Raw genomic sequence first — 24809 nt, forward strand, 5'->3', positions numbered from 1 at the left:
GCTTCCGTCCGCCGAGTACGGAGCAGAAGAAGGGGATCACATGCCTGCCAAGGGCAACGGCGCCGGCCGGCCGGCCCAGCCGGGTGACAGCACGTACCGCGGACGGTGCGCATGACCGACCGCGCTCCCGGCCAGGGCCCCCGTCCCGTGCCGCGAAACCCCCGCCCGGTGCCGCCGGACGCCGGGCCCGGGTCCGGGGCCGAAACCGAGCAGGCCGCCGTCGCCGCCGTGCACGGCGTGGTGAGCAGGCACGACGGATCGGCGGCGGCCGGTGTCGCGGTCACCGTGTCCGCCCGGCTGCTGCGGTCCAGGCAGCCGCTCGGCGAGGCGGTCACGGACCCGGCGGGCCGGTACCGCGTCCGCTACCACCCGCCCGCGCACCGGACGGCTCTCGTCGTCGAGGCCGCGGCCGGGAGCGGGGCCACAGCGGCGGGCACCCTTGAGGACCCCGCTCCGCAGGCGCTCTGCGATCTCTCGCTGCCGTTCGACGGGCGGGCCGAGTACGCCCTCGTGCTCGCCGACATCGAACCGCACCTGGACGGGGCGGGCCTCACCGAGCTGAGCGAGTGCGGCGACCGCGGGGACTTCAGCCATCTCGCCCGGGTGACGGGACGCGCGGCTCTGCAATGCGCCCAGCTCGCGGTGGCCGCCCGGCACGCCGAAGCGACGGGACTGTCCGGCGAGGCGTTCTACGGGCTGCTCCGCATGGGCTTCGGCCCCGGCCTGGCGGCCCTCGCCGCGCACCCGGTGACCGATGTCGTCGCCGGGCTGCGGGCGGCGGCCGGCACCGGGATCATCGCCGCCCCCGACGCCCCGGAGGAATTCGCGCGGGCCCTGCGGGACCGGGAAGTCGCGGCCCTGACCGACCGCACCGGGGGCGCCTCGCCCGTCACGGCCCTGTTCGCCCTTGCCGTGCCGGACCCGCAGGCACGCGCACAGGTCCTGCGTAGCTGGCTCGACCGGAAGGCCGCTCCGGCACGCCCGCGAGCGAGGCCGGACGCCGACGAGCGGACCGCGGGGGGCGCGGACCGCCTGCGGCTCACCCTCCGGCTCGGAGCGCTGACCGGGAACAACGTCCCCCTCGTGCGGGAGCTCCTGGCCCGTTTCGACCGCGGCGAACTGGCCCGTCCCCGCGACCTGGCCCGCCTGGACGCGGCCGACTGGACGCGGCTGACCGAGGCCGCCGGGGGAGTGCCGGCGCACCTCGCCACCCTGCCCGGCGGGGCACCGGGCACCGCGGCAGGCTACGCCCGGATGGTGGCCGCCCTGGTGGCCGACGCCCACCCGAGCGCCCACGTCGCCCACGGGCTGGCCGCCGCGGACCCCGACGCACCCGCCGCCCGCTTCCTCGCCGGGCACCCGGACTTCGACCTCGTCGGTACCCCGGTCACCGCCGTCACCGTGCCCGACGGGCCCGCCCGCGCCGAACTCGCCGGCATCCAGCGGCTGATGAAGCTCACGCCCCGCTTCGACGCCGTGCAGGCCGCCCGCACCGCCGGGTTCGACTCGGCGGCCGCCATCGCCGAACTGCCCGCGGCGGGGTTCGTCGCCCGGCTGGAGGGCACCCTGGACGCGGACCGTGCGTCCGCGCTGCACGCCCGCGCCGGATACGTGCACGCGGCGACGGTGAACCTGATCGCCGACCTGCGCACGGGCGGCCAGTTCCGGGTGCCGTGGCTGGCGGAGCCCCCGTCCGGGCGGGCGTTCGCCGAAGAGGTGCCCGACTGGGAGGAGCTGTTCGGACCGGCCGACTACTGTGCCTGCTCGGAATGCCGTTCGGTGCACGGCCAGGCGGCCTACTTCGTCGACCTGATGATGTACCTGCGCCGCCTGTCCTACACCGAGGGCGAGCTGGCCAAGGCGCTGCGGGCCCGGCGCGGCGACCTGTGGGACATCCAGCTCTCCTGCGACAACACCAACCTCCAGTTGCCGTACGTCGACCTGGTCTGCGAGGTGCTGGAGGCCGCCGTCGTCTCCGGTGACACCCAGACCGGCGCCACCGCCCGGCAGACCAGCGGGGACCCGGCCCGGCTGCGCGTCCAGCCGCAGCACCTCGACCCCGCCGCCTACGACCGGTTGCGCACCGCCGTCCACCCCTGGAGCCTGCCCTTCGACCTGTGGGGCGAACAGATCCGGATCTGCCTCGACCACCTGGGCGTGCGCCGCGCGGAGCTGATGGCCGCCCTCTCACCGGCATCCGGGGCGAGCACCGCGGTCGCCGTCGAGGCGCTCGGCCTGTCCCCCGTGGCGGGCGCGATCATCACCGGCGAACCGCTGGCACCGGGCCGCACCCTCCCCGAGTTCTTCGGCAGGCCCGCTGACACCGCATCCGGCGCCCTGATCAACGACCTGGCGACGGTACGCAACCTCCTCGACGCCACCGGGATGCACTACGCCGAGCTGGTCGAGGCCCTGGACACCCGGTTCGTCAACCCCGGTGCCGCGATCACCGTGGTCGGCACGGACCCGAGGAAGCCGTGCGACACGACCGCGATGACCTTGCAGGGCCTGACCGTCTACGCGCTCGACCGCCTGCACCGCTTCACCCGGCTGCGGCGCGCCCTGGACGTCCCCGCGGCGACACTGGACGGGATGCTGTTCACCGGGCCCAGACCGGGCCGGCTGGACGGTGCCTTCCTGCGCGGGCTCGTCGGCGTCCGGCGGCTGGCCGCCCGTCTCGGCCTCACCGAGGAGCAGGTGCTGTGCTGCTACGGCCCCCTGCCCACGTACCGCTACCGGTCGTCCGCGCAGCCGCCGCTGTACGACCGGCTCTTCGACGATCCGTCCGTCGTGACGGTGGAGCCGGGCCGCAGCAGCCCCTTCGAGCTGAACGGTGCCCGCAACGAGCTGAAGGTGATCGGCAGCCTGGTCGATCCGGCCGTCACGGCGGCCCTGCTTGCCGTACTGGAGGTGACGGACGAGGAACTCGCCGAACTCGTGACCGGCCGGCGCTCGGTGGCCCCCAACCGGATCCTCACCCTGGCCAACCTCACGGCCCTGTACCGCACGGTCCTCCTGGCCCGGGCGCTGGACCTGCCCGTGGCCGACCTGCTGCGGCTGATCGAGCTGTACGGCGACGGGGGCCCGTTCCCCGGGGGCTTCGACGACTACGACGGCGGCGAGCCCGACCTGCACTCCGGGCGGCCCATGCGGCACCCGGTCGTGGGGCCGGTCCCGTACGGCGGCCCGGAGCCGGAACTCCTCGCCGGCGCCCCCCTGACCCGGCCCGGGCACCCGGACGCGCCCGCCGCGCAGGCCGCACCCTTCGACGTCCTCGTGCCGGCCACCGAGCGCTTCCTGGACGCCGTGGCGGAGCTGGCGGCCCGGGGCCTCACCGTGCCGGAGGTGGACGCCGTCCTGACGTCGGCCGCCCCGGCGCACGACGGCCCGCTGCCCGACGACACCGCGCTCGCGGCGACCCTCACCGGGCTGCGCTCGGCCCTGCAGGCCGTCTACGAGCAGACCGCGCGGACCGCCGACGACAAGGGGGAGCTGACCCGCAAGGGGCTCGCGCTGCTCGGCTGGGACGCCGTCCTGGTCGCCGAGGTGATGAGCACGCTCCTTGGTACCGCCGTGTACGCGGCCGGGCTCCGCGCCGTGCCGCAGGGTGTCGTCCTGCCGCCCGGGATGAAGTTCGAACCGCCCCCCGAGGGCACCGCGGAGCCGGGCAGGCTGCTGTACACCGGCCCGATGACCAAGTCCGTGCACGACCGGCTCGTCGCGCACGCCGAACCGGAGTTCGCGGCCGCCGTCCGCGCGCTCCACCAGGCGCCCAGGACCTACGTCGCGACGCGGATGAAGGCCCTGCGGCTGCCCATCTACTCGGCGCCCCTGGAGACCCAGCCCGTCGACCTGAAGCTCCCGTCCGTCCTGGTCGGCAAGGTGTTCTACGACGTCAGCGCCCGTGCCCTGCGTTCCAGGGCCTATCTGTCCGCCGAGGAGGTCGAGGAGCTGCGGCGCGCCTCCGGGGACGGCGCCTTCCAGAGCGCGGTCGACCAGTTGGGCAGGGCCCAGGAGGCCCGCCCCGAGGACGACAACGCCTTCCTCGGCCCCGGGGACGCGGCGGCCGTGTTCGACCCCGACGGTGTCACGCCCGCCGCACGGTTCGCCCACGTGCTGACGAAGCTCAACCCGTATCTGCGGCGCACGCTGAGCGAGACGACGGTGAAGCAGCAACTCGGCGCGGCCGCCGGGCTGGATCAGGCGACCGCCGACGTGCTGCTCGGCTCCTGGCTGCGCTCCCCGTCGAAACCGCTGGCCCTCCAGGACTTCCTCGCCCCCCGGTTCGTGGGCAGCGACCCGTCCGTGGTCATCGTCCGGACCGGCTTCCCCGAGCAGTTCACCACGCTGACGCTGCTGCACCGGGTCGCGCTCGTGCTGCGGCGGCTGCGGATCACCGCGGAGCAGATCCCCTGGGTGTTCGGCTCCGCGGCCGGCTCCGGCTGGCTCGACCTCAACCTGCTCCCCCTCAGGCCGTTCCCCGGCGCCGCCCCGCTGTTCGCCCGCTTCGTGAGGCTGCTGGACCTGGCCCGGCTCCGCGACCGCGTCCCCGGTGCGGCCCGCACCCTGCGCGCCGTGTTCGGTGCGGCGCATGATCCCGGGGCGACCCTCGACACGGTCCTCGACGAGACGGCCGCACAGACCGGGTGGGACCGCGCCGACCTCGGAGTACTGTGCGGTGCCGGACTGCTGAACCTCACCGAACCGGCCGCGTTCCGAGCCGAGCGGGCCCTGCTGGATCTGCACTCCGCGGTCGGTGTGCTGCGCAGGACCGGTGTGTCGGCCGGGCGCGCGACGGGCTGGCTGACGGCCGTTCCGACGGCCGAGGCCGCACAGGCCGCCTGGGGTGCCGCGAAGGCGCACCACCCGCTGCGCGACTGGCCCACGGCCGGCGGCCTGCTCCAGGACCGGCTGCGCGAGCGGCGCCGCGCCTGCCTGGTGGCCCACCTCGCCGCGCACCCGTTCCTGGACGAGCGGGACGAGCCCCTGTGGCACGACCCCGACACGATGTTCGACTACTTCCTGCTCGACGTGGAGATGGGCGCCTGCCAGTTGACGACCCGGATCGCCCAGGCCGTCTTCACCGTCCAGCTCTTCGTCCAGCGGGTGAGGCTCAACCTGGAGTCGGCTCCGGCGAACCCGTACGAGGAGAACCTCTGGCGGGACTGGGACTGGATGGGCTCCTACCGGCTGTGGGAGGCCAACCAGAAGATCTTCCTGTACCCGGAGAACTACGTCGAGCCGGACCTGCGCGCGACGAAGTCCCCGTTCTTCGCCGACCTGGAGAACGAGCTCCTGCAGAAGGAGGTGACCTCCGAGAACGCCGCCACCGCGCTGGAGAACTACCTGGCGCGGCTGGACAAGGTGTCCCGGATGCGGCCCTGCGCCGTGTACACGGACACCGAATCGCCGGGCGGCCCCACCGTGTACGTCTGCGCCCACACGGTGTCCACCCCGCGTGAGTACTACGTCCGCTCGTGGCCCGGCAAGAAGGAGTGGACCCCCTGGAGCCGGATCGACCTGGACATCGAGTCGGACGTGCTGCTGCCGGTGGTGTGGAACGGCCGGCTGCACCTCTTCTGGCCCACCTACTCGATCGCCTCCGAGCCCGGCCAGGTGAAGATGCCGCAGGGCGTGGATCCGATGCCGGAGCCGCTCAAGTACTGGAAGGCACAGCTCAACTGGAGCCGCCGCGTGGGCGGCAGGTGGGAGGCCAAGAAGACCACGAAGAACTTCCTCAAGATCGAGGCGCCCTTCTACAACGACGATCCCGAGGTCTACGGCAACCAGTTCCCCTGGCACCGGAACTTCGCCTTCAGGCCGGTCGTCGATCCGGGCAGCGGCGATCTCATGATCTGGTGCGTGTACTGGAACTGGCACGTGCCCAGCGAGGGGAACATCAGGACGCTCTCGGGCTTCTTCAGGCTGAGCCCCGGCGTCGGTGACGTCGTCATCGACCAGATCGTCTTCCGTGAGACCCCCTACGAGCAGGCCGTCCTCCCGGTCGTCTACAACAGGACCCCCACCGACTTCCACAACAACGAGAAGGTGGAGGACCCCACCGACACCACCGTGCACAAGGGCCAGGTGTTCGTCCTCGACCCCGACCGCAGGGTCACGGACGAGGAGAGCTCCATCCAGACCCTCCGGGGGACCCCCGGGGAGCAGCTCTACCGGGTGCTCAACCCGAGCCAGATCCCGCTGACCTGGGCGCAGTTCGCCGTCTTCTTCTCCGACGGGCTGCGCTGCTACCTGATCGAGGGCCGCACCCGGACCTCGCTCCTGCCCCGCGGTGCGCCCGAGCGGACCGCCGGGCCGGGCCCGGAGCTGCTGCTGCCGGACGGCGGCGGCCGGGTCAGCAGCGTGCCCGGTGCATCCGCGGACCCGGCGCTCGCGCCCTCCGGGGCGGTGTCGTTCCGGCGGTTCTACCACCCGCGCTCACGTGAGTTCGTGCGGGAACTGGCGCAGCGCGGACCGGCCGGGCTGTACCGCCGGGTGCTCCAGACCGCCCCCGGGGGCTTCGACTTCGCCGGCACCTACGACCCGAACCCCGACAACGTCCTCGGCCCCTACCCGGACGAGTCCGTCGACTTCTCCCTCACCGACGCGTACGGCGACTACAACTGGGAGTTGTTCTTCCATGTGCCGCTTCTGATCGCCGGACGGCTGTCGGCCAACCAGCGCTTCGAGGAGGCGCAGCGCTGGTTCCACTACATCTTCGATCCCGCCAACCGGGAGACGGACGCCTGGAGCCGGCCCCAGCGGTTCTGGATCACCAAGCCGTTCTTCGAGACCACGGACCCGGCCTACGTCCAGCAGCGCATCGAGGAGATCCTCGCGGCCCTCGCCGACGGGGACCCCCAGACCGTGGACCGGGTGACGTACTGGCTCGACCGCCCGTTCCAGCCGGACGCCGTGGCCCGGCTGCGCACCACGGCCTACCAGAAGTCCGTCGTCATGAAGTACCTGGACAACATCATCGCCTGGGGCGACCAGTTGTTCCGGCAGGACACCCTGGAGTCGATCAACCAGGCCACACAGCTCTACGTCCTCGCGCACGAACTGCTGGGCAGGCGGCCCGAGGAGATCACCGACCGGGGCGTGCCCGCGCCGCAGAGCTACCGGCAACTGCTGGAGACCCCGACGGCCGCGGACCCGGTCGTCGCGGCGGAGAATCTCGTCGCCGGCCCGCGCGGACCCGTCGCGCCCACCATCCGCCCCGGCGTCAACCTGCGCTGGCTGAACTACTTCTGCGTGCCGCGCAACGAGAAACTGGTCCGCTACTGGGACCTCGTCGAGGACCGGCTGTTCAAGATCCGGCACTGCCAGGACATCGAGGGGGTGCAGCGCCGGACCGCGCTGTTCGGCGCCCCCGTCGATCCGGCACTGCTGGTGCGGGCCGCGGCGGCGGGGGTCGACCTGGGCACCGTGCTGGACGACATCAGTGCCCCGCTGCCGTACTACCGCTACGGGGCGATGGCGGCCAAGGCGCGGGAACTCGCCCAGGAGGTCAGGTCGTTCGGGTCCGAGCTGCTCGCCGCGCTGGAGAAGCGCGACGCCGAGGCGCTGGCCCGGCTGCGGTCCGGACATGAGCTGGCGGTGCTGGACGCGGCGCGCCAGGTGCGGCAGCAGCAACTGAAGGAGGCCGACGAGGCGCTCGCGGCGCTGGCCCGGGCCAAGTCCGTCGCCGAGGACAAGGAGCGCTACTACACGGAGCTGGCGCGGGAGCCGCTGAACGCCTTCGAGCAGTCGCAGACCCGGCTGCACGAGTCGGCGCTGCGGTACCAGGACCAGGCCAGGGACATCAACATGAGCGCCGCCATGGTCGGCTACATGCCCGACCTCAAGGTCGGTTCGCCGACCACCATGGGCGGGACCTGGGGCAGCAGCAACATCATGTCGATGCTGCGGGGCGTCGCAGAGTCGATCTCCGCCGACGCCTCCCGCACGAGCAACGAGGGCTCCCAGCAACTCGTCCTCGCCGGCTACGAGCGGCGCGCCAAGGAATGGGCCTTCCAGGCGGGCCAGGCACGAGGAGAGGCCGCGCAGTTCGACAAGCAGATGGCCGCGGCCCGGATCCGCCAGACGATCGCCGCCAAGGAGCTGGACAACCACGACCTGGCGCGGGCGAACGCGCTGGAGGCGGACCGCTTCATGCGCGGCAAGTTCAGCAGCACCGAACTCTACGACTGGATGGCCGGCCAGTTGGCCACGACCTACTTCCAGACGTACCAGCTCGCCTACGACGTGGCCAAACGGGCCGAGCGCTGCTACCGGTACGAGCTGGGCGCCGACGACTCGTCGTTCGTGAACTTCGGCTACTGGGACAGCCTCCGCAAGGGGCTGCTCGCGGGGGAGCGGCTGTCGGCCGACCTGCACCGGATGGACGCCTCGTACCTGGAGAACAACGCACGCGAACTCGAACTCACCAAGAGGATCTCGCTGGCGCAGCTCGACCCCGTCGCGCTGCTGCGGCTGAAGGAGACAGGCGCCTGCTTCGTGTCCCTGCCCGAGGCGCTCTTCGACCTGGACACACCGGGCCACTACTTCCGGCGGATCAAGAGCGTCGCCATCACGGTGCCGTGCGTGGCGGGCCCGTACACGCCGGTCAACCTCACCGCCAGGCTGCTGAGCAGCACCGTGCGCGTGGACCCCGGCGTGCCCGCCGGCGGCGCGTACGCGCGCGGCCGGGCGGACAGCCGGTTCCGCGACCACACCGGGCCGGTCCAGTCCATCGTCACCAGCACGGGGCAGGACGACAGCGGCCTGTTCGAGACCAGCCTGCGGGACGAGCGGTTCCTGCCGTTCGAGGGTGCCGGCGTCGTCGGCGAATGGCAGTTGTCCCTGCCCTCGGCCTTCCGCCCGTTCGACTACGAGTCGATCAGCGACGTGGTCCTGGACGTGAGGTACACCGCCCGCGACGGAGGTGACGCGCTCGCCGGGCACGTGGCCGGCGAACTGAGCAAGGCCCTCCGCGACTGGGTGCACGCGGGCGGCGGCAAGGGCCTGTACCGGGTGTTCAGCGCGCGCAGGGAGTTCTCCGACCAGTGGCACCGGTTCCTGGCACCCACCGGAACCGAGGACCCGTCGCTCACGTTCTCCCTGGCCGCCTCCCGCTTCCCGTACGCCTTGGCCGGCTTCCCACTGAAGATCGCCAAACCCGAGGTCGTCCTGGTGCTCTCCCGGGAGCCGACCCCCGCGGGAGGGACGCGGTACGTGTCCGCGTACGCGGGCGCCGAGCCCGTACCGGTCACGCTCGGTGCCCCCGACGGCCGGCGGGCCACGGTGCCGCTGGTCGCCGACGCGCTCCTGGAGGGCCAGCCGCGCGGCGCCTTCACCGGGCCGGGCGGGCCGGTGCACGGCACCGAGGCGGCGTGGACCGTCTCGCTGTCCCGCGCGCACATCCTGAACCTGCCCGCGGCCCTCGTCCGGGGCGGCGCGCTGAATCCCGACGCCGTCGTGGACCTGCTGCTCGTCTGGGAGTACACGGTCGAGGCGGAGCCGGCGGTCCGAAGCGACGGGGAGGGAGCCCCGGACCCGGGATGAACCGCCGACCGGGAGGACCGCCGGGGCGCGCACCCGCCCCCCGGCGCAGCACCTCCGCCCCATCCGTCCCCGACACCGCAGAGGACAGCGATGCCACGAACCGATCCCCTCACCGCCCCGGCCACCCCGCCCACCGCGACTGACGCCCGAGCCGCTGCGGCTGCCGTCGGAGGCTGGCAGCCCGCCGGCGATCTGCCGGCGCCCGCCTACTTCGCGCCGCCCTCCCCCTCGGCGATCGTGCTCGACGACGCCCACGGCAACAAGGTGCTGATCGCCGGCGGTGAGGACGGCGCCCGCAACGCGCTGGGCGGTGCCGTCCTCTTCGACCCCGTCGAGAGGACCTGGGAAGGCACCGGACCGCTGTCCGTGCCCCGGCGCCTGCACACCACGACCAAGCTCGCGAACGGCGAGGTGCTGGTCACGGGCGGGCTCACCGGGCCGTTCACCCTCCCCGTGGCGCCCGTTTCCTCCGCCGAGATCTATGATCCCGCGCACGGGAGCTGGCGGGCCACCGGAGCCCTGCACGAGGCCCGGTACGCGCACGCGGCGGTCCGGCTCGACGACGGCAGGGTCCTGGTGACGGGCGGGCTCGCTCCCCGGGACAGCCTGACGCATTCGGCGCTGTACTCGGCCGAGATCTACGACCCCGCCAGCGGGGAGTGGACCCCGGCCGCCGCCATGCACGATGCGCGCGGCGGCCACCCGATGCTCCGGATCGGGGCGAACCGGTTCATCGTGGTCGGCGGCATGCTGCCCGTCGGGCGCGGGCTCTACACCGGCCTGAGCTTCTGCGAGGTGTACGACCCGACGACCGGCCCGGGCGGCACATGGACCCCCACCGGGAGCCTCAGGGTGGCCCGCAAGTCGCACCAGGCCACGCTGCTCGCCGACGGCTCGGTGCTCGTCACGGGCGGAGACGGCGCCGGCAGGCAGGACGACTGGAGCTTCAGCGTGTACAGCCAGTGGGTCACCGAGCGCTACACCCCGTCGAACGGGCGGTGGAGCGAGATGGAGCCGATGACGGTGGGCCGCAGCCACCACCGCGCCCTGGCGCTGCGCTCCGGCAAGGTGCTGGTGATCGGCGGCACCGACGACGCCTCCTTCGACGTCGGCTACCAGAACGCCGAGGTCTACGACCCGGCCGCGAACACCTGGACCCCGACCGGCGGCATGGTCACCGGCCGGTGGGCCTGCGCCGCCGCCGAACTCAAGGACGGCCGGGTCCTGGCGGCCGGCGGGCTCGTGCTGTCCGGGGCCGCGGCCCCGGACAGCACGGACGTCGCGACGGGCGCGTCGGAACTCTTCGCGGTCTGAGGACCGGGCGGCAAGGCCCGCACCACGCAGGACCGCACGGCGAGGGACCGTACGGGGGACCACGGAAGCGGAGCAGAGACCATGACACGTTCCAGTGCCCTGATCGCGGGCGGGCTGCCGTCCCCACAGGCCGGGGCTGCCGTCGGTGGCTGGACACCCGCCGGCGACCTGCCGTCGCCGCGGCAGTGGCCGGCCGCCGAGGAATCGGCCGTGCTGCTTGCGGACGGGACCGTACTGGCCGCGGGCGGCGCGGTGATCCGCGGGACCGGCACGGGGGAGTGCCACCTCTTCCTCCCCGCCGACCGGACGTGGCAGCCGACCGGGAGCCTCGCCCAACCCCGGCTCCTGCACTCCCTGACCAAGCTGGAGGACGGACGCGTCCTTGCCGTGGGAGGTATGCCGCAGACCGACCGCCTGCCGTTCCAGCCCCTCGGCACCGCCGAGGTCTACGACCCCGCCAGCAAGTCCTGGGCCCCGACGACCGGGAAGCCGGGAACCGGCCGCAGCACGCACACCGCGACGCTGCTCCCGGACGGCACGGTGCTCGTCGCGGGCGGATGGGGGGAGAGCAGCCCCGGTGTGCTCCGGAGCCTGCGGTCGGCCGAGCTGTTCGATCCGGCCACCGGCCGGTGGGCCCCGGCCGAGCCGATGACCGACGTGCGTTCGGACCACTGTGCCGTGCGGCTCCCCGACGGCCGGGTGCTCGTCGTCGGCGGGATCACCCACACGGACGTCTACCGGTGGGCCGGGCAGTCGTTCTGCGAACTCTACGACCCGGTGACCGGCACCTGGTCGCCCACCGGGAGCCTGAGGATCCCGCGCAGCGGCCACCAGGCCACGCTCCTTGCGGACGGCACCGTGCTCGTGACCGGCGGAGTCGCCCTGGAGGGGCGGAAATCGCGCACCTTCCACCCGCAGAGCCCGTGGCACACCGAGCTGTACAACCCGGCCGCCGGAACGTGGACGCCGGCCGGCAACATGCCGATCGGCCGGGCCCACCACCGGGCGCTGGCGTTGCCGTCCGGACGCGTGCTGGTGCTCGGCGGTGCGCACTCGGCGACCTACGACGCCGGGTACGCCGCAGCCGCCGTCTACGACCCGCGGTCCCGCGCCTGGACCCCGGCGACGGGCATGCGCACCGGCCGGTTCTACTGCTCCGCCACACGCCTGAAGGACGGCAGAGTGCTGGCCGCCGGCGGCACGGTGCGCTCGTCGATGGCGGATCCGTCTTACGCCAAGGACCTGCTGACCGCCTCCAGCGAGATCTTCGCCGAATGAGCGCGTCCCGGCCGCCCGCCCGTCGTCGTGTCCCCCTGTGCCCGCGCGGGACGGCGCGGGCAGCGGAACCGCACCGCCCCGGACCCGGCGCACCAACCCTTCGCCGCGTGCCGCGCGCGGTCGGCCGCGCGCGGCACCGGGCACGTACGCGACCGTCTCACACCGCGGCAGGGACGCCGTCCGCCACCGCGTTCCACGGCCGGCGTGAGGCGATCGCGGCACGCCATGCGCGCAGTGCCCTGGGCGGGGTGTTGACCGCGACCACACCGGTCAGCACCGGGCCCCTGCGGTAGGTGGCGACGAAACGGCGCGCGCCGAGGTCACCGTCGACCACGGCGACCTCGTCGTGCCCGGGCAGCGTGCGGCCTTCAGACCGGGAACCCCACCTCGGTGAGCTCCTCGGAGAGCGCCCACAGCCGGTGCTGTGCCTCCGGGTCGTGCGACGGCCCGCTCGATCGGACGACCGTGGGAAAGCCCTTGCTCTCCAGGAACCCGCCGGGACCGTAGTACTCGCCCCCTCGGGCCTGCGGGTCCGTGGCCGCGCGCAGGGTCGGCCACGCACCCCGCTCGGAGGGCTGCACCAGCAGCGGCCGGACGATCAGTCGGAACGCCACCCGGGCCCAGGGCCTGAAGTTCTCGACGGCCTCACGGGACCCCTCGGTGTCCGCGCCGCCGGGATGCGCGGCAACCGCGACGGTGCTGCCGTTGCGGGCCGTCAGACGGCGCTGGAGCTCATAGGTGAACATGAGGTTCGCCAGCTTGGAACGGGCGTACGCGACGGTCCTGTCGTACTCCCGTGCCCTCCCGTGGACGTCGTCCAGGTCCAGGGGGCCGCCCCGGCGGTGGTCCGCGCTGCTGACGGTGACCACCCGCGAGCCCGGCAGGTCGAGCATCCCCTCCAGCAGCAGCCCCGTCAGGGCGAAGTGCCCGAGGTGGTTGGTGCCGAAGTGCAACTCGAAGCCGTCGGCGGTGGTCTGCCGGTCGGCGCGCATGACCCCGGCGTTGTTGACGAGCAGGTCGACACGGGGGTGGGCGGCCCGCAGCTCCTCGGCCGCCGCCCGCACCGAGTCCAGCGAGGCCAGATCCAGGTGCTGCACCGCCACGTGCGCGTCCGGTGCCTCGCGGAGGATGCCGGCCCGCGCCCGGGCGCCCTTGTCCACGTCCCGCACCGCCAGCACCACGGCCGCCCCGCGGGCAGCCAGGACGCGGGCCGCCTCGAATCCGATGCCGGAGGCCGCGCCGGTGATGACGGCGGTGCGCCCCCGCTGGTCGGGCACGTCGGCGGCGGTCCAGTGCGCACGGGGCATGGTGGCTCCAGGGCTCAGTCGTGGTGAATGCCATTTACCTTGTAGTGAATGATATTAACCACGGTAGGGCGGCGGCGCCAAGTCACCTCCGGACCGGGGGCAAGGGCGCAAGGCCGTTGGTGTTGATCAGCGCGCCGAGTTCCTCGACGGCGTCGTTGCCCAGTTACAGGGCGTCCGGACGGGCCAGGGTGTCCGGGCGATGACGAACCACTCCCGGGCGGCGACGCCCCGCCCGACGCGGTCGGTGAACGCCTCCTCGGTGCCGGGGGTGAAGCCGTACCCGGCCCGGGGCGGAGCGCGCGCGTGCGCGGCGGCGGCATGCTCGGCGAGGCCGCTGCCCACCGGCTGCGCACCCGGCGATGTACGGGCCCTGTATCTGTGAGTCGCCCATGGGCGAAGGGCGGGGCGCTTGGCCGGGGACGGGGCCGCTGATCGGGCCACGGCGCTGCCGGATGCATACGGTTGTCCGATGCGGCACCCGCCCGCGGTGACGTTCCATGTCGACGCAGGCAGGAACCGTCTGTCCTCGCGACGCCGTATCGGCACCGGACTCGCCCGGCGCGGCCACTGCCCGACACGCAGAGCGGAGGATCACGTGAAACCCTTTCCCCCCGCCGCACAGCGGACCGTCGAGCACATCGACGGTGTGCGGCTGCACTGCACCCGGGCCGGCACCGGCTTTGGTCTCCCGCGACGTGCGCGGCTATCTCGAGTTCTTCTTCGAGCGCTGGGCCTTCCGCCGCGACCGCCTGGAGGACGATGCCGTCGACGCGTACGTGCGCGCGTTCAGCCGTCCGGGTGCCCTGCGAGCCAGCCTCGACGACTACCGGGCGCAGGAGACGGACCTCGCCCTGGACGACGCGGACTTCGAAGCCGGACGGCGCCTCGACATGCCCGTCCTGGCCCTGTGGGGATCGGTCGGGCTGCCGGCCCGTATGCCGACGCTCGACATGTGGAAGACCTATGCCGCGCATCCGGAGCACGTCAGGGGGTTCCAGATCCCCGCATGCGGTCATTTCATCCCCGAGGAGGCCCCGGAGGCCCTCGTCGAACACCTCGATGCGTTCCTGCCTCGGAGCCGCTGACCGTCGCTGCTGGTACGGCGGGGCGACCTCCCGCTCCCCGGGCGTGCAGCCGGCCGACCCCGGCACCCGCGACCCCGCACGGCGTGTCACCGCACCCGGCGGACCCCGGTGTTCACCGCCCCGGCGACGACCGGCGCCGGCCGGATGAGCCGTAGCGGCGGGCACGGCCTGCTCCCGCGGGCGCCGTGGGCGCCGCGGGAGCAGGCGTGGACCGCTTGGATCCGCGGTCCAACGAGGCCGGTGCGCCGTCAGTCGAGCTGTATGACGCCGGCCTGGATCGGAGCCTGTTCGCCGTAGGGTGCGCCGGTCACGACGAAGGCGAGCCCTGGCCGGCGCCACGATCCCGGGCCGGCCAGCGGGATGGTGAATCGGCTGTAGCCCGCCGGCATGGCCGAGGACAACCGCGTCCACTTGCCGGGATCACCGAGGGCCCGGTTGACGAAGAAGTCCTGGTCGCTGTTGGCGCTGACGACGATGGTGCCCAGGGGGCCGCCGGAGTCCGACCACGCCACGGTCGGGGCGGCCGACGGGGCGTACCCGTCCTGGTCGAGGAGTTCCTGCGCCGGGGACGGGCCGAACGACTCCGGATCCCGAGCGAGCTTGTAGCGCACGGGGTAGTAGGTGTCTGTGACACCGAACTCGTAGGTCATGATCCACAGACTGCTGTGCACTTGCGCGACGGTGGTCATGCCCGGTCGCTGGCTGTAGTCCGTGCCCACGGCATCGTCGACCACCGCGCCCCAGTGCCGCAGGTCCCCGCTGGTCTGGTGCGCCAGCTTCTGCCCGTACCCCGGGTCTCGCTGGTCGGAGTAGTAGCAGACGAGCCGGTCGCGGTGCAGCAGCAGGAACGGCTCCCACACGGGTGTGTAGCCGTTTTGCGCGACCGGTGCGCCGCCCTCCGCCACCGTGCTCAGGAACTGCCAGGTCAGGCCGCGGTCGGTGCTCGCGTACAGCACAATTCGTGTGCTGGAGGAATCCACTGAGTTGGCGGCACACAACACCGCGCCCTTCGGGAGGCCGGCGAAGGCGCGCGGCAACTCGTACAGGAACGGCTGCAACCACCTCCTCCCGGACTCGCCGTTGCCGGGTACGTTGCTCTGCTGACGCCAGGTACGGCCGTCGTCGTCGCTCCGGAAGATCGCGAACCCGCCAGGCTGCCCGGAGCCGCGCTGCTGGAACGTCGCCAGCAGAGTCTGCGATCCGCCCGGTCTCTGCTCGCTGAGCCGCACGGCTCGCGCGTACGAGGCGCCTGATGGCGGGTCGGCCACCGTGACCGGACCGAAGGCAGCCTCGCCCCGCGACGTGCCGGAACCCATCGGCGCCGCGACCGCCGATCCCGCCCTGCCCAGGGTCAGCGCCGCGACCGCGGCTCCCCCTGTCCCGAGCAGCGCCCGGCGCCTCAGGCGCCCTGCCCGGTCGGCCGCACCATCCGCCTGCCGTCCATCGGTGGACGCGATCCACCGCGAGTCACGAGCATTCTGCATGGTTCTCCTTCGCTCTCCTGATCGGCGGCTCGGAACGTTAGGTGCAACTTTGTGCCGAGTCAACGGTAACTGCGCCTAGAAAGTGGGTTCTTTAGGCAAAACCTGAAAGAAGGTCACGCCCAGGGCGCCATCATCTTGAGTGGTTGTGCGAATCCTTGCCGGAATGGGCGGGTGGCGGTGCGGACGCGGTCTGGTGACCACCGCGGTGTCCGCACCCTTGGATCACGAGCAGGTCCGGTGCCTGCCGCCGCGCCCTCCCCGAGCCCTGCCGGGCTGGTGAAGCCGGGTCCGCTGACACCTGTCGGGTCGCCGGCCCGCACCCCAGCTTCGACTCGCTCCTCAACCCGCGCTCCCGACTGGGCCGGTGGTAGCGGTGACGGCGACCCTGCCGGTGCGCCTGTGCGGTCGTCTCGGTCGCCAGGAGCATCGACGAGCTGACCGAATGGGGGGCGCGGGCCACGGGGGGCTGCTGGCGGCCCTCGGCATACGCGCCGCCGTCATCCGCAGCGGTGGCGGTGTGCAACCGTCGTCGGCGCGAGCAGCCCAGAAGCCCACCGGACCAGCCCGCGGACCTCCACCACATCACGGACGCCGCCTTCGCCGGGGACACCTCCACCGTCCAACGGGGCCGCGCCGCGAGCCATGGCCCCTCGGCAACCAGACCTTCGGCGTGCTCATGGCCCTCGGCGCAGAGAACATCGCCGAAACCACCCGGGCCATCCGCGACGAACCACGACGAGCACGCGCCATCCTGGGCGTCACCTGTGTCCAGGACACTCACGGAACCTGATCGAGCCCCGCCGTTGGGGCGGCAGCCGACTTCGGGCCGTGTCGATCTCAACGGCATCGGCGTTGAACTAACCTTCTCCCCGTGAACCAGCCAGCAGGCGTGCCACCTCCACCGTCGTCGCTCGGCGTGCGCGACCTCAACCGGCTGCGAGTGATCGAGTCGATCTACCTCCATCCGGGCTGCAGCCGGACCGACATCGCCAGACGCACCGGACTGTCGCGCGGCACCGTGTCGAGCGTGGCCGAGGCACTCGTTCGCGCCGAGCTGATCCGCGAGCGCGAGGCTCCCGACGAGGAGCAACGCCGCCGCGGCACCGGACGACGGCCCACGCTGCTCTCACTCGTGCCGAGCGCGGCATTCGCGATCGGCATCGACATCGGCCACCAACACGTCCGCGTGATCATCTGTGATCTCGCCGGTGAACCGGTCGCCGAGCAGTGGTCTTTGGCGCAGGTCGACGAGGCGCCGTCGGCAACGCTGGACCTCGCGCACGACCTGGTCCAGCAGGCGTTGCGGGACGCGGCCGTCGCCCCGCAGCGGGTGCTCGGCGCCGGCATCGGGTTGGCCGCGCCGATCGATCCGGGTACCGGCGAGATCAGGGCGGACGGCGTCCTCCCGGGTTGGCAGGGCATCGTCCCGGCGACCGAGATGCGCAAGCGGCTCGGCGTGTCCATACAACTGGCCAACGACGCCGACGTCGGCGCCCTGGGCGAGAACGTCTTCGGCGCTGGTCAGGGCGTCAACGAGATGACCTACATCCGGCTCTCGGCCGGTGTGGGCGCGGGGCTCATCCTCGCCGGCCAGCCCTACCGCGGCGCTCGCGGCATCGCCGGTGAGATCGGCCACGTCTGCGTCAAGCCCGACGGCATGATCTGCCGGTGCGGCAACCGAGGGTGTCTGGAGACGGTTGCGAGCCCCGTCGCGGTGGCACGGCAGCTCGAACATGTCATCGATCGGCCGACCGGCGACCAGTTGCTCAGCCTGATCGCGGCCGGCGACCGGCGGGTGCTTCGGGCCGTGGCCGACGCCGGTGAGGCTGTCGGGTTCGCCCTGTCAGCGGTCGTGAACCTCCTCAACCCCGAACTGGTGGTCGTCGGGGGTGAGCTGGCCGCGGCGGGCGAGGTGTTACTGGACCCGATCCGCGCCACCATCCACCGGCACAGTCTGGTCGGCGCGGCCACCACGGCAGAGGTCATCACCGGAGTACTCGGCGATCGCGCCGAGGTCCTCGGCGCCGCGGCGCTGATCCTGGCCCGGTCGCCCGCCGCACTCGCCGAACGCATGCGCGCCCTGGTGCTCTGACCGGCAACGTTCGACGGGTTGGCGGACCATTCCTGCTCGCGGGCGGCGGCGGGGTGACGGCGGCGGAAGTCGGCAGCCGTGGAAGTAGCGGACGCCGTGGGCGCGGTGGTGGGTGGCCCGCACCAGCGGCGCGACCACCGGCGCACGGTTCCCCCCGGCCGAGGCCGGCAGCGCCGTCGTGCGCCGGTGGCGCACCGAACCGGTGCTGTCCCGGCCCGCGATCTCCTGCCGCTCCTGCCGCTCCTGCCCGGTCAACCTGCGCCCACGGACGGGCGCTGCCACCGCACGCCCGACGACCGGGCGGACGTCACCGCACATCCGACCGCCGCCATCACCGACCCGGCGAACCCTCCCCGTCGGAGCAGCAGCCAGAGCGCGTGCCGGGCCCTCCCCGGCCGTCGCACGTGGTGTGCGCGCCGCCGTCCGTTCCCCCCGGCCCGGGACGAGGGCCGCGAGCAGCAGGAGCGCGGTCAGGGCGAACGCCCAGGGGCAGCCGGTCGAGTCGGCAACCACGCCGAAGCCGACCCGCGCCGATGCCCATGCCCGCGTCGTAGGCGGCATTCCACAGGGCACTCACCGTCGCGTACCCGGAGGCCGTGACCCGGGAGTACACCGGCGCCACCAGGGTGAACGCGAACCCGAGTCCCTGAACAAGGCACACCGCCACGCCTGCTCGGCGGGCCGGTTCGTCGCCGTAACGGTCACGGACGACCGGTCGGAAGAGCCGCGAACCGTCCGACTGCCCCTGTTCGCCGATCACCTCGCGGCCTGCCGGGAGCCCTGCGGCGATCTTGTCCGGCCGGAGCGGGTCCCGTCGGACGCGGTGGCCGGGGGCGAGGCCGCCGGCGCGCCTCTCGAGGGGCGACCCCGGCGGCACGCACGCGGGCCGGGCACCGGTGGACCGATATATGTCCGTTACCATCTAACCTCGATTGACATGCTCTACTTGCTAAAGACTCTTACTTCGCGTGGTGCTCGCAGCCGGCGCGAGTAAGGGTCGTTTAAGGCATGGCACATACTTCAGGATTGGTGTGGAAGGGATTCCGATGAACAAGGTCATCCTGACCGGCATAGGCGACCCCGGTGCGAACGCCCGGCTCACCCGAACCCCGGTTCCGCCGGTCGGCGCCAAAGAGGTGCGGCTGCGGATGGAGGCGGCGCCGGTCAACCCCGTCGACTACCTGTTCGCCAACGGCTGGTACCCGGTGCAGCCGCAGTTGCCCAGCCCCATCGGGTCGGAGGGCGTTGGCCGGGTGGTCGAGGTCGGACACGGTGCCGACACGTCGCTGGAGGGAAAGCGCGTCGTCGTGCTGGGCACCTACGAGCAGGGGCTGTGGGCGGAGGAGGTGGTCGTGCCCGCCCGCAACGTCGTGGTCGTACCGGAGCACGTCGACGGCCTGCAGCTCGCGATGGCCACGATCAACCCGGCCACGGCCCACCTCATGCTCACCAAGTACGTCCGGCTCAGGCCCGGGGACTGGATCGGGCAGACCCTGGGCAACTCCGCCGTGGCCCGGTGGGTCGTGGCGCTGGCCAGGGAGGCGGGCGTCAGGACGGTCAGCGTCGTGCGCAGTGAGCGGGCGGCGGCCGAAGCGAAGGCGGCCGGCGCCGACCTGGTGTTCGTCGACGGTGACGACGTCGGCGAGCGGGTCGCCGCGGCACTCGGCGACAAGCGGTTGCGCCTGCTGCTCGACGGACTGGGCGGCGGCGACACCACTGGAAGGCTGGCGACCGTGCTGGAGGCCGGCGGAACGGTCGTCAGCTATTCGTCCGTCGACGGTGCGGCACCCGTGCTCCCGCTCGGTGATCTCGTCTTCGCCGAGCTGGCTCTTCGCGGGGTCTGGGTTGTGAACTGGTTCCGCCAGGCTCCCCGCGCCGAGATCGAGAAGGCCGTCGGTGGGTTCGTCGACCTCATCGCCCGCGGGGCCGTCGCCGTACCGGTCGACTCCGTCCACGGGCTGGAGCGGTTCGAGGACGCGTTGTCCCGCGACGCCTCACCCGAGCGTTCCGGCAAGGTCCTGATCCGCCTTTCCGGCGCGGCGTCGTAGTCCCTTCGCCGTCATCGAGCTCCGTGCAGGAGACGCGTGTCTTCATGTCGTGCGGTCGAGGTCGCCTCGGGACGGTTCGCCGAGGTCGAGCGCGGTTCCCCGAGGAGCTGGGGGCGGAGCTCCACATCGACAGCACCGACGAGGACCCGGCCGCGGTGCTTCAGGAACTCGGCCGTGCGGCCGCCGTCATCGCAACCGCCGCCGACTCGGCGTCGATGTCGCCGCTGGTTCCCGGGCCGGCACCGCACGGGCGGCTGATCGTCCTCGGGGGTGGTGGTGAACCGCTCACGGTCGACGGTGCCGACCTGCTGTTCCCGACGCGGACCGTCGTCGGCGGCATGGTCGGCTCGGCGATCGAGAACGAGGACGACCTGGCCTTCGTCCAGCGCCGGGGCATCCGCGCGTACACCGAGGCCATGTCGTTGTCCGAGGCGCCGCGGGCGTTCACGCGCATGATGGCCGGGGCGGCCCGGTTCCGCATCGTGCTGGACATGGCGGCCTGAGCCCCACTCTGTATCGCGTGCCGGGTCCGCTCGGGCGGACCCGGCACGTCAACGCCCCGCCGAAAGCGGGGCGGCTTTCGACTTGCGTGCGCGGTAGGCGGCGACATTGGACCGGTTCCCACAGACCTCGTAGGAGTGCCACCGCTGGGTGCGACTGCGCGTGAGGTCGTAGAAGGCGTGGGTGCAGTCCTTGTTCGCGCACAGCCGGATGCGGCGCCAGGCGCCCGAGACGACCAGCTCCGCCACGGCGAGGGCGATCCCGCCGACGACCGGATTCCCCGCCTCCTGGCGCTGCTCGACCGAGTCCGCGGTGAACACCTGCCGGAACCGGGCCGCTGCGACGTGTTCCGTGAAGGCCGCCCAAGCCGCCGCGGCCTCGTCCGCGTCCGCGGCCGTGACGGCCGCCATCAGATCGGACCGCAGTTCCCTGACCCGCGTCAGCCTTCGCCCCGACGAGTGCTCCTCGGCGGCGGGGGTGAAGAGCCCGGTGATCCTCTTCGCCGCCTGCGGGTCGTCGAGAGCGTCGGCGGACAGCGGCGTCGCATGAGGCCGTGAGTTGAGCAGCTCGACGACCGCCAGCGCGGCGGCCGGAACCTCGGACCGCAGTGCGCTCGGGGTGGGGTCTGCAGCCATGTGCGGCAGTGTAGCCAACATGGCCTAAAGAAGGAAAACACTTACATGTCCGGGGTGCGGCTCTGGCCCGGCCGTCGCCGCCCCGGAGTCTGCGTCGGCGCCTGCGTCGGTGACCGTTCCGACCCCCCGCGGCCCGAGCACCTCGCTGCCCGAGGCCATTCGCCTGCGCCCCCGCTCCTCCTCCCGGCCGGTTGGCGGAGGGATATCCGAGTGTTAGAGTACGGTCATCATCTAAATGATGGCCATCATCTAAAGAAGGGTCCCGCCATGTCCGTGAGCACGGTCGAGATCGGCCAGTTGTCCGCACCGAACCTGGTGGCCGAGGCGGCCAACGGCGTGAGGTACACCTATCGGAGGTTCGGGACTCCGCGGCCCGGCACCAAGCCCCTCCTGTTCCTCATGCACTACCGCGGCAACCTGGACTTCTGGGACCCCGCGCTCGTCGACGCCGTCGCCGTCGAGCGTGAGGTCATCCTGTTCGACAATGCCGGGGTCGGCGGTTCGACGGGAACGACGCCTCGTTCGATCACCGAGATGGCACGCCACGTTCTTGCCTTCACCGAGGCGCTGGAGCTGGACACGATCGATCTCTTCGGGTTCTCCATGGGTGGCTTCGTCGCCCAGGAGGTCGCCCTGCTCCGTCCGCACCTCATCCGCAGGCTCGTCCTCGCCGGCACCGGACCGCAGGGCGGCGAGGGGATGCACGGATACGCGGACCCGGCGATCCACGCAGCCGCCACCCGTCCTGAGCAGGACGGCAACGACGTCATCGAGCTGTTCTTCGAGAAGACCCCGACCAGCGTCGCCAAGGGCTGGGAAGCACTCCAGCGGATCTTCTCCCGCACTGAGAACCATGACGAGCCGATCAGTGTGGCCTGCCGAACCGCCCAACTGGACGCCATCATCGAGTGGGGCATCCCCAACGCCACCCTGCTCAACCGCCTCGCCGGCATCAAGCAGCCCACCCTGGTCGCGGGCGGGGACAACGACCGGATGGTTCCCACCAAGAACACGTACCTGCTGGGGGAGCACATTCCCCATGCGCGGGTCTCGGTCTATGCCAATGCGGGCCACGCTTTCATCAGTCAGTACCCGACGGAGTTCGCTGCCGAGGTCAACGCCTTCCTTGGCTGATCCGGCTGGTCCGGCTGGTCCGGCTCATTCGGTTGATCCGGCCCCGCTGCCACTCGCGCGGACGCATGCACGCGTTCGTGCGAGCGCCGGCATGCCGGTGGGCACGGCGGAGCCGCCGGCACCACCTGCGATTCCGGGAGCGGTCCTACCGGCGGCTCCGGGAGCGGCGGGCGCCGGCATCGGCGAGGGCGGGGCGTCCGCCGTGGCCACCGGCCCGGCGCCTCCGATCACTGCGGGTCCGACGGCGGCCGAGCCCGAGCCCGACCCCGAGGCCACGGCCGCGGGCTCGGGCTCGGCCGCCGTCGGCCGTGCCCGGCTCGTGGAGCGTCTCGTCGTTGGCCGTCCGCACAAGGAGCGCGGGTGCAGGCGCTGGGCGGCGTCGGGGCCGCACGCTGGTGTCCCGAAGCCGCCCTTGACGATGCGGCGAACTGCCGCCGTCCCCACTGCCCACGGTTCGGCGGGAGAGCGCTGCACGGCCGTCTCCGCGGTCGTGGCGATCGGCGACGCACTGGTCGACCGGATCCGCGGACGTGGCGAGCGGGCCGTGATCGAATCCGGTGCCGACCCGTCGTCCGCACGTTCCGGGCGGGCCGTCACTCTCCCTTTTCCGCCGGCAGCCCCGGGTACAGCAGGCTCGGGTCACCCCCGAGAGCCGACTTCACGGTTCGGGTCCGGTCATCGGCGACGACCTCCAGGGCCCGGGCCTCGATACCGTCGAGGGCCAGCCGTGCGACCGCGGCGGGGTCCGTCTTGCTCGACGGGTCGACGTAGTCGGCCATGTCGGTGTCCATGTAGCCCACGTGCAGCGCAGTGACGTCGATACCGGCCGGTGCGAGTTCCTGGCGCACCACATTGGTCATGGCCCATGCGGCGGCCTTGGCGACGCTGTACGAGCCGTAACCGGGATAATGCGCCCAGGAAAGGATGGACAGCACGTTCAGTATGGCGCCGCCGCCCCGGGCCTGAAGTACGGGCGCGAACGCCCTTGTGACGTGCAGGGAACCGTAGAAGTTCGTTTCGATCTCGTGTCGAATGTCTCCGATGTCCGACTGCACGAGGTCGACATGGGTGCTGATGCCCGCGTTGTTGATGAGGAGGTTGGCGTCGGCCGCGATGGCCGCCGCGTGCGCCACCGAGTCCGGGTCCGTGATGTCCATACGGAGTGCCTCGACGCCCGGCAGGTCAACGGAGGCCGGATTGCGGACAGCGGCATAGACCTTGGCGGCCCCCCTCTCGACAAGCTGGGCGGCAAGATGGCGGCCGAGCCCGCGATTTGCTCCTGTTACTACGGCGACTGCGTTCTTGATTTCCATGATTCTTCAACCTTGATGAGAAGGGGCGGAATGCACGTGAGGTCGACGAGGGGTGGGGTGCACATCAGGTCGACGAGGGGAGGAAGGGGGATCCGGTTCTCGCCGGGGTTCGCGATGCGGCGTCCCCGCGGCGAGTGTGCGGAAAGCCGGCGGTCGGGCGGGCGCGTTCCGGGTGCTAACCGTGTGCCGCGTCCAGGAAGCTCCTGACCTGCTCGGCTACCGCCTGTGGATGCTGGTGGTGCGGTGCGTGGCCGGCGAGGGGGTAGACGGCCAGCCGTGCGTCACTGATCTCGCGGTGGAGCAGCCACTGGTTCTTGACCGGGAAGAAAGGGTCGTTGTCGCCGGAGATGATCAGCGTGGGCTGTCGCAGTCGCCCGAGCAGCTTGTGGTGGCCGCTCTCACCTGACATGAAAGCGAAGATCAGATCCACCATCGCCTGCGTGACGTCGGACTCCGCGCGCACGGCCGGCTCACGGGAGACGCGGGAAGCAATACGCTCCATGGATTCCCGGGTCTCCACGTCTCGTCCCTCGGAGAAGAACAGGTATCGGGTGTCTTCGAAGTCGTAGACCTGATGGGCGGCGATCTCGAAGACGATGTCGGTGTGCGGTTCCGTCTCCGGGTTTCCCCCGGGTCCGGTACCGACAAGAACGACCTTCCGCACCAGGTCGGGCTCGCGTATCGCGATTGCCTGCGCGACGAACCCGCCCATGGAGAATCCCAGGACATCGGCCCGGGAGAACCCGAGAGCCCGGATAAAGGCCGCCGCGTTGTCCGACTTCTCGTCCACGGTCCGTGCGGGCCTGCCTCCCGACGACCCGACGGCGGCGTCGCTGAAGAGGACGACGGTCCGCGTCGAGGCCATCGCGTCGACGAACGCCGGATCCCAGTCGTCCAGAGTGCCGCGGAACCGCTGGAGGAAAACGAGAGGGGTGGCGTCTTCGGGTGTCGCGGGACCGAGTTTCCGGTAGGCGTAGCTGATGCCTTCGACCTCCAGGTGCAGTGTGGGTGCCGTCACGGCTGTGTGCTGGCCGTCACCGGTCTCTGTTGAGGGCATGGAGAGGATCCGTCC

Annotated in this window: 14 protein-coding genes; 8 read left to right on the forward strand and 6 right to left on the reverse strand. The window is 72.1% G+C overall.

The genetic code is table 11. The features are described from left to right. Positions 1–111 precede the first annotated feature (111 nt). From IE313_RS21005 to IE313_RS21015, 3 genes are all read left to right on the forward strand, one after another. On the forward strand, positions 112–9546 hold the full coding sequence (locus tag IE313_RS21005; protein ID WP_189934530.1) for a Tc toxin subunit A-related protein: 9435 nt from the start codon (positions 112–114) through the stop codon (positions 9544–9546). 90 nt (positions 9547–9636) lie between these two features. Continuing rightward, positions 9637–10860: a Kelch repeat-containing protein gene (locus IE313_RS21010; RefSeq protein WP_189934533.1), complete on the forward strand. Its 1224-nt coding sequence runs from the start codon at positions 9637–9639 to the stop codon at positions 10858–10860. A gap of 81 nt (positions 10861–10941) precedes the next feature. After that, the gene (locus IE313_RS21015; RefSeq protein ID WP_189934534.1) at positions 10942–12138 is read left to right on the forward strand and encodes a Kelch repeat-containing protein; all 1197 of its coding nucleotides are present in this window, start codon (positions 10942–10944) and stop codon (positions 12136–12138) included. 157 nt (positions 12139–12295) lie between these two features. On the opposite strand, the gene IE313_RS21020 is transcribed toward IE313_RS21015, so the two are convergent. Beyond that, complete coding sequence (locus IE313_RS21020; RefSeq protein ID WP_189934536.1) at positions 12296–12472, reverse strand: hypothetical protein; 177 nt, start codon at positions 12470–12472, stop codon at positions 12296–12298. Between the two features lie 34 nt (positions 12473–12506). Beyond that, entirely contained in the window at positions 12507–13445 is a 939-nt protein-coding gene (locus tag IE313_RS21025) for an oxidoreductase (protein ID WP_189934538.1), read from the reverse strand. A gap of 695 nt (positions 13446–14140) precedes the next feature. Here IE313_RS21025 and IE313_RS21030 point away from each other — a divergent pair. Then, positions 14141–14530 carry an alpha/beta fold hydrolase gene (locus IE313_RS21030; protein ID WP_189934540.1) on the forward strand — a complete coding sequence of 130 codons (390 nt, stop codon included), beginning with the start codon at positions 14141–14143 and terminating at the stop codon, positions 14528–14530. Between the two features lie 248 nt (positions 14531–14778). On the opposite strand, the gene IE313_RS21035 is transcribed toward IE313_RS21030, so the two are convergent. Continuing rightward, the gene (locus tag IE313_RS21035) at positions 14779–16014 is read right to left on the reverse strand and encodes a sialidase family protein (protein ID WP_229924824.1); all 1236 of its coding nucleotides are present in this window, start codon (positions 16012–16014) and stop codon (positions 14779–14781) included. A gap of 871 nt (positions 16015–16885) precedes the next feature. Between IE313_RS21035 and IE313_RS21040 the strand changes: the two genes are divergently transcribed. The 3 genes from IE313_RS21040 (at position 16886) to IE313_RS21050 (ending at position 20657) form a co-directional block, all read left to right on the forward strand. Next, the gene (locus IE313_RS21040; protein ID WP_189934542.1) at positions 16886–18106 is read left to right on the forward strand and encodes an ROK family transcriptional regulator; all 1221 of its coding nucleotides are present in this window, start codon (positions 16886–16888) and stop codon (positions 18104–18106) included. Positions 18107–19152: 1046 nt separating this feature from the next. After that, the gene (locus tag IE313_RS21045; RefSeq protein WP_189934544.1) at positions 19153–20154 is read left to right on the forward strand and encodes a zinc-binding dehydrogenase; all 1002 of its coding nucleotides are present in this window, start codon (positions 19153–19155) and stop codon (positions 20152–20154) included. A 44-nt stretch (positions 20155–20198) separates the two neighbouring features. Further along, complete coding sequence (locus tag IE313_RS21050; protein WP_189934546.1) at positions 20199–20657, forward strand: zinc-binding dehydrogenase; 459 nt, start codon at positions 20199–20201, stop codon at positions 20655–20657. 48 nt (positions 20658–20705) lie between these two features. Here IE313_RS21050 and IE313_RS21055 read toward each other — a convergent pair whose 3' ends face one another. Further along, a complete protein-coding gene (locus tag IE313_RS21055) occupies positions 20706–21290 on the reverse strand; it encodes a CGNR zinc finger domain-containing protein (protein ID WP_189934548.1) in 585 nt (194 codons plus the stop codon). A 267-nt stretch (positions 21291–21557) separates the two neighbouring features. Between IE313_RS21055 and IE313_RS21060 the strand changes: the two genes are divergently transcribed. Continuing rightward, entirely contained in the window at positions 21558–22424 is an 867-nt protein-coding gene (locus IE313_RS21060) for an alpha/beta fold hydrolase (RefSeq protein WP_189934550.1), read from the forward strand. A 593-nt stretch (positions 22425–23017) separates the two neighbouring features. On the opposite strand, the gene IE313_RS21065 is transcribed toward IE313_RS21060, so the two are convergent. Together IE313_RS21065 and IE313_RS21070 are read right to left on the reverse strand one after the other, a co-directional pair. Next, positions 23018–23737: an SDR family oxidoreductase gene (locus IE313_RS21065; protein WP_189934553.1), complete on the reverse strand. Its 720-nt coding sequence runs from the start codon at positions 23735–23737 to the stop codon at positions 23018–23020. Between the two features lie 175 nt (positions 23738–23912). Then, positions 23913–24794 (reverse strand): alpha/beta fold hydrolase, encoded by an 882-nt coding sequence (locus tag IE313_RS21070; RefSeq protein ID WP_189934555.1) that lies wholly within the window; start codon positions 24792–24794, stop codon positions 23913–23915. Positions 24795–24809: the final 15 nt, after the last annotated feature.

The sequence above is a fragment of the Streptomyces sulfonofaciens genome (assembly GCF_014656295.1).
Classification (GTDB): Bacteria; Actinomycetota; Actinomycetes; order Streptomycetales; family Streptomycetaceae; genus Streptomyces; species Streptomyces sulfonofaciens.

Bases quoted from the DNA above. Each gene is read 5' to 3' on its own strand.
- IE313_RS21005 (WP_189934530.1), top strand. From the start codon at position 112: ATGACCGACCGCGCTCCCGGCCAGGGCCCCCGTCCCGTGCCGCGAAAC.
- IE313_RS21010 (WP_189934533.1), top strand. From the start codon at position 9,637: ATGCCACGAACCGATCCCCTCACCGCCCCGGCCACCCCGCCCACCGCG.
- IE313_RS21015 (WP_189934534.1), top strand. From the start codon at position 10,942: ATGACACGTTCCAGTGCCCTGATCGCGGGCGGGCTGCCGTCCCCACAG.
- IE313_RS21025 (WP_189934538.1), bottom strand. From the start codon at position 13,445: ATGCCCCGTGCGCACTGGACCGCCGCCGACGTGCCCGACCAGCGGGGG.
- IE313_RS21035 (WP_229924824.1), bottom strand. From the start codon at position 16,014: ATGCAGAATGCTCGTGACTCGCGGTGGATCGCGTCCACCGATGGACGG.
- IE313_RS21045 (WP_189934544.1), top strand. From the start codon at position 19,153: ATGAACAAGGTCATCCTGACCGGCATAGGCGACCCCGGTGCGAACGCC.
- IE313_RS21050 (WP_189934546.1), top strand. From the start codon at position 20,199: ATGTCGTGCGGTCGAGGTCGCCTCGGGACGGTTCGCCGAGGTCGAGCG.
- IE313_RS21055 (WP_189934548.1), bottom strand. From the start codon at position 21,290: ATGGCTGCAGACCCCACCCCGAGCGCACTGCGGTCCGAGGTTCCGGCC.
- IE313_RS21060 (WP_189934550.1), top strand. From the start codon at position 21,558: ATGTCCGTGAGCACGGTCGAGATCGGCCAGTTGTCCGCACCGAACCTG.
- IE313_RS21065 (WP_189934553.1), bottom strand. From the start codon at position 23,737: ATGGAAATCAAGAACGCAGTCGCCGTAGTAACAGGAGCAAATCGCGGG.
- IE313_RS21070 (WP_189934555.1), bottom strand. From the start codon at position 24,794: ATGCCCTCAACAGAGACCGGTGACGGCCAGCACACAGCCGTGACGGCA.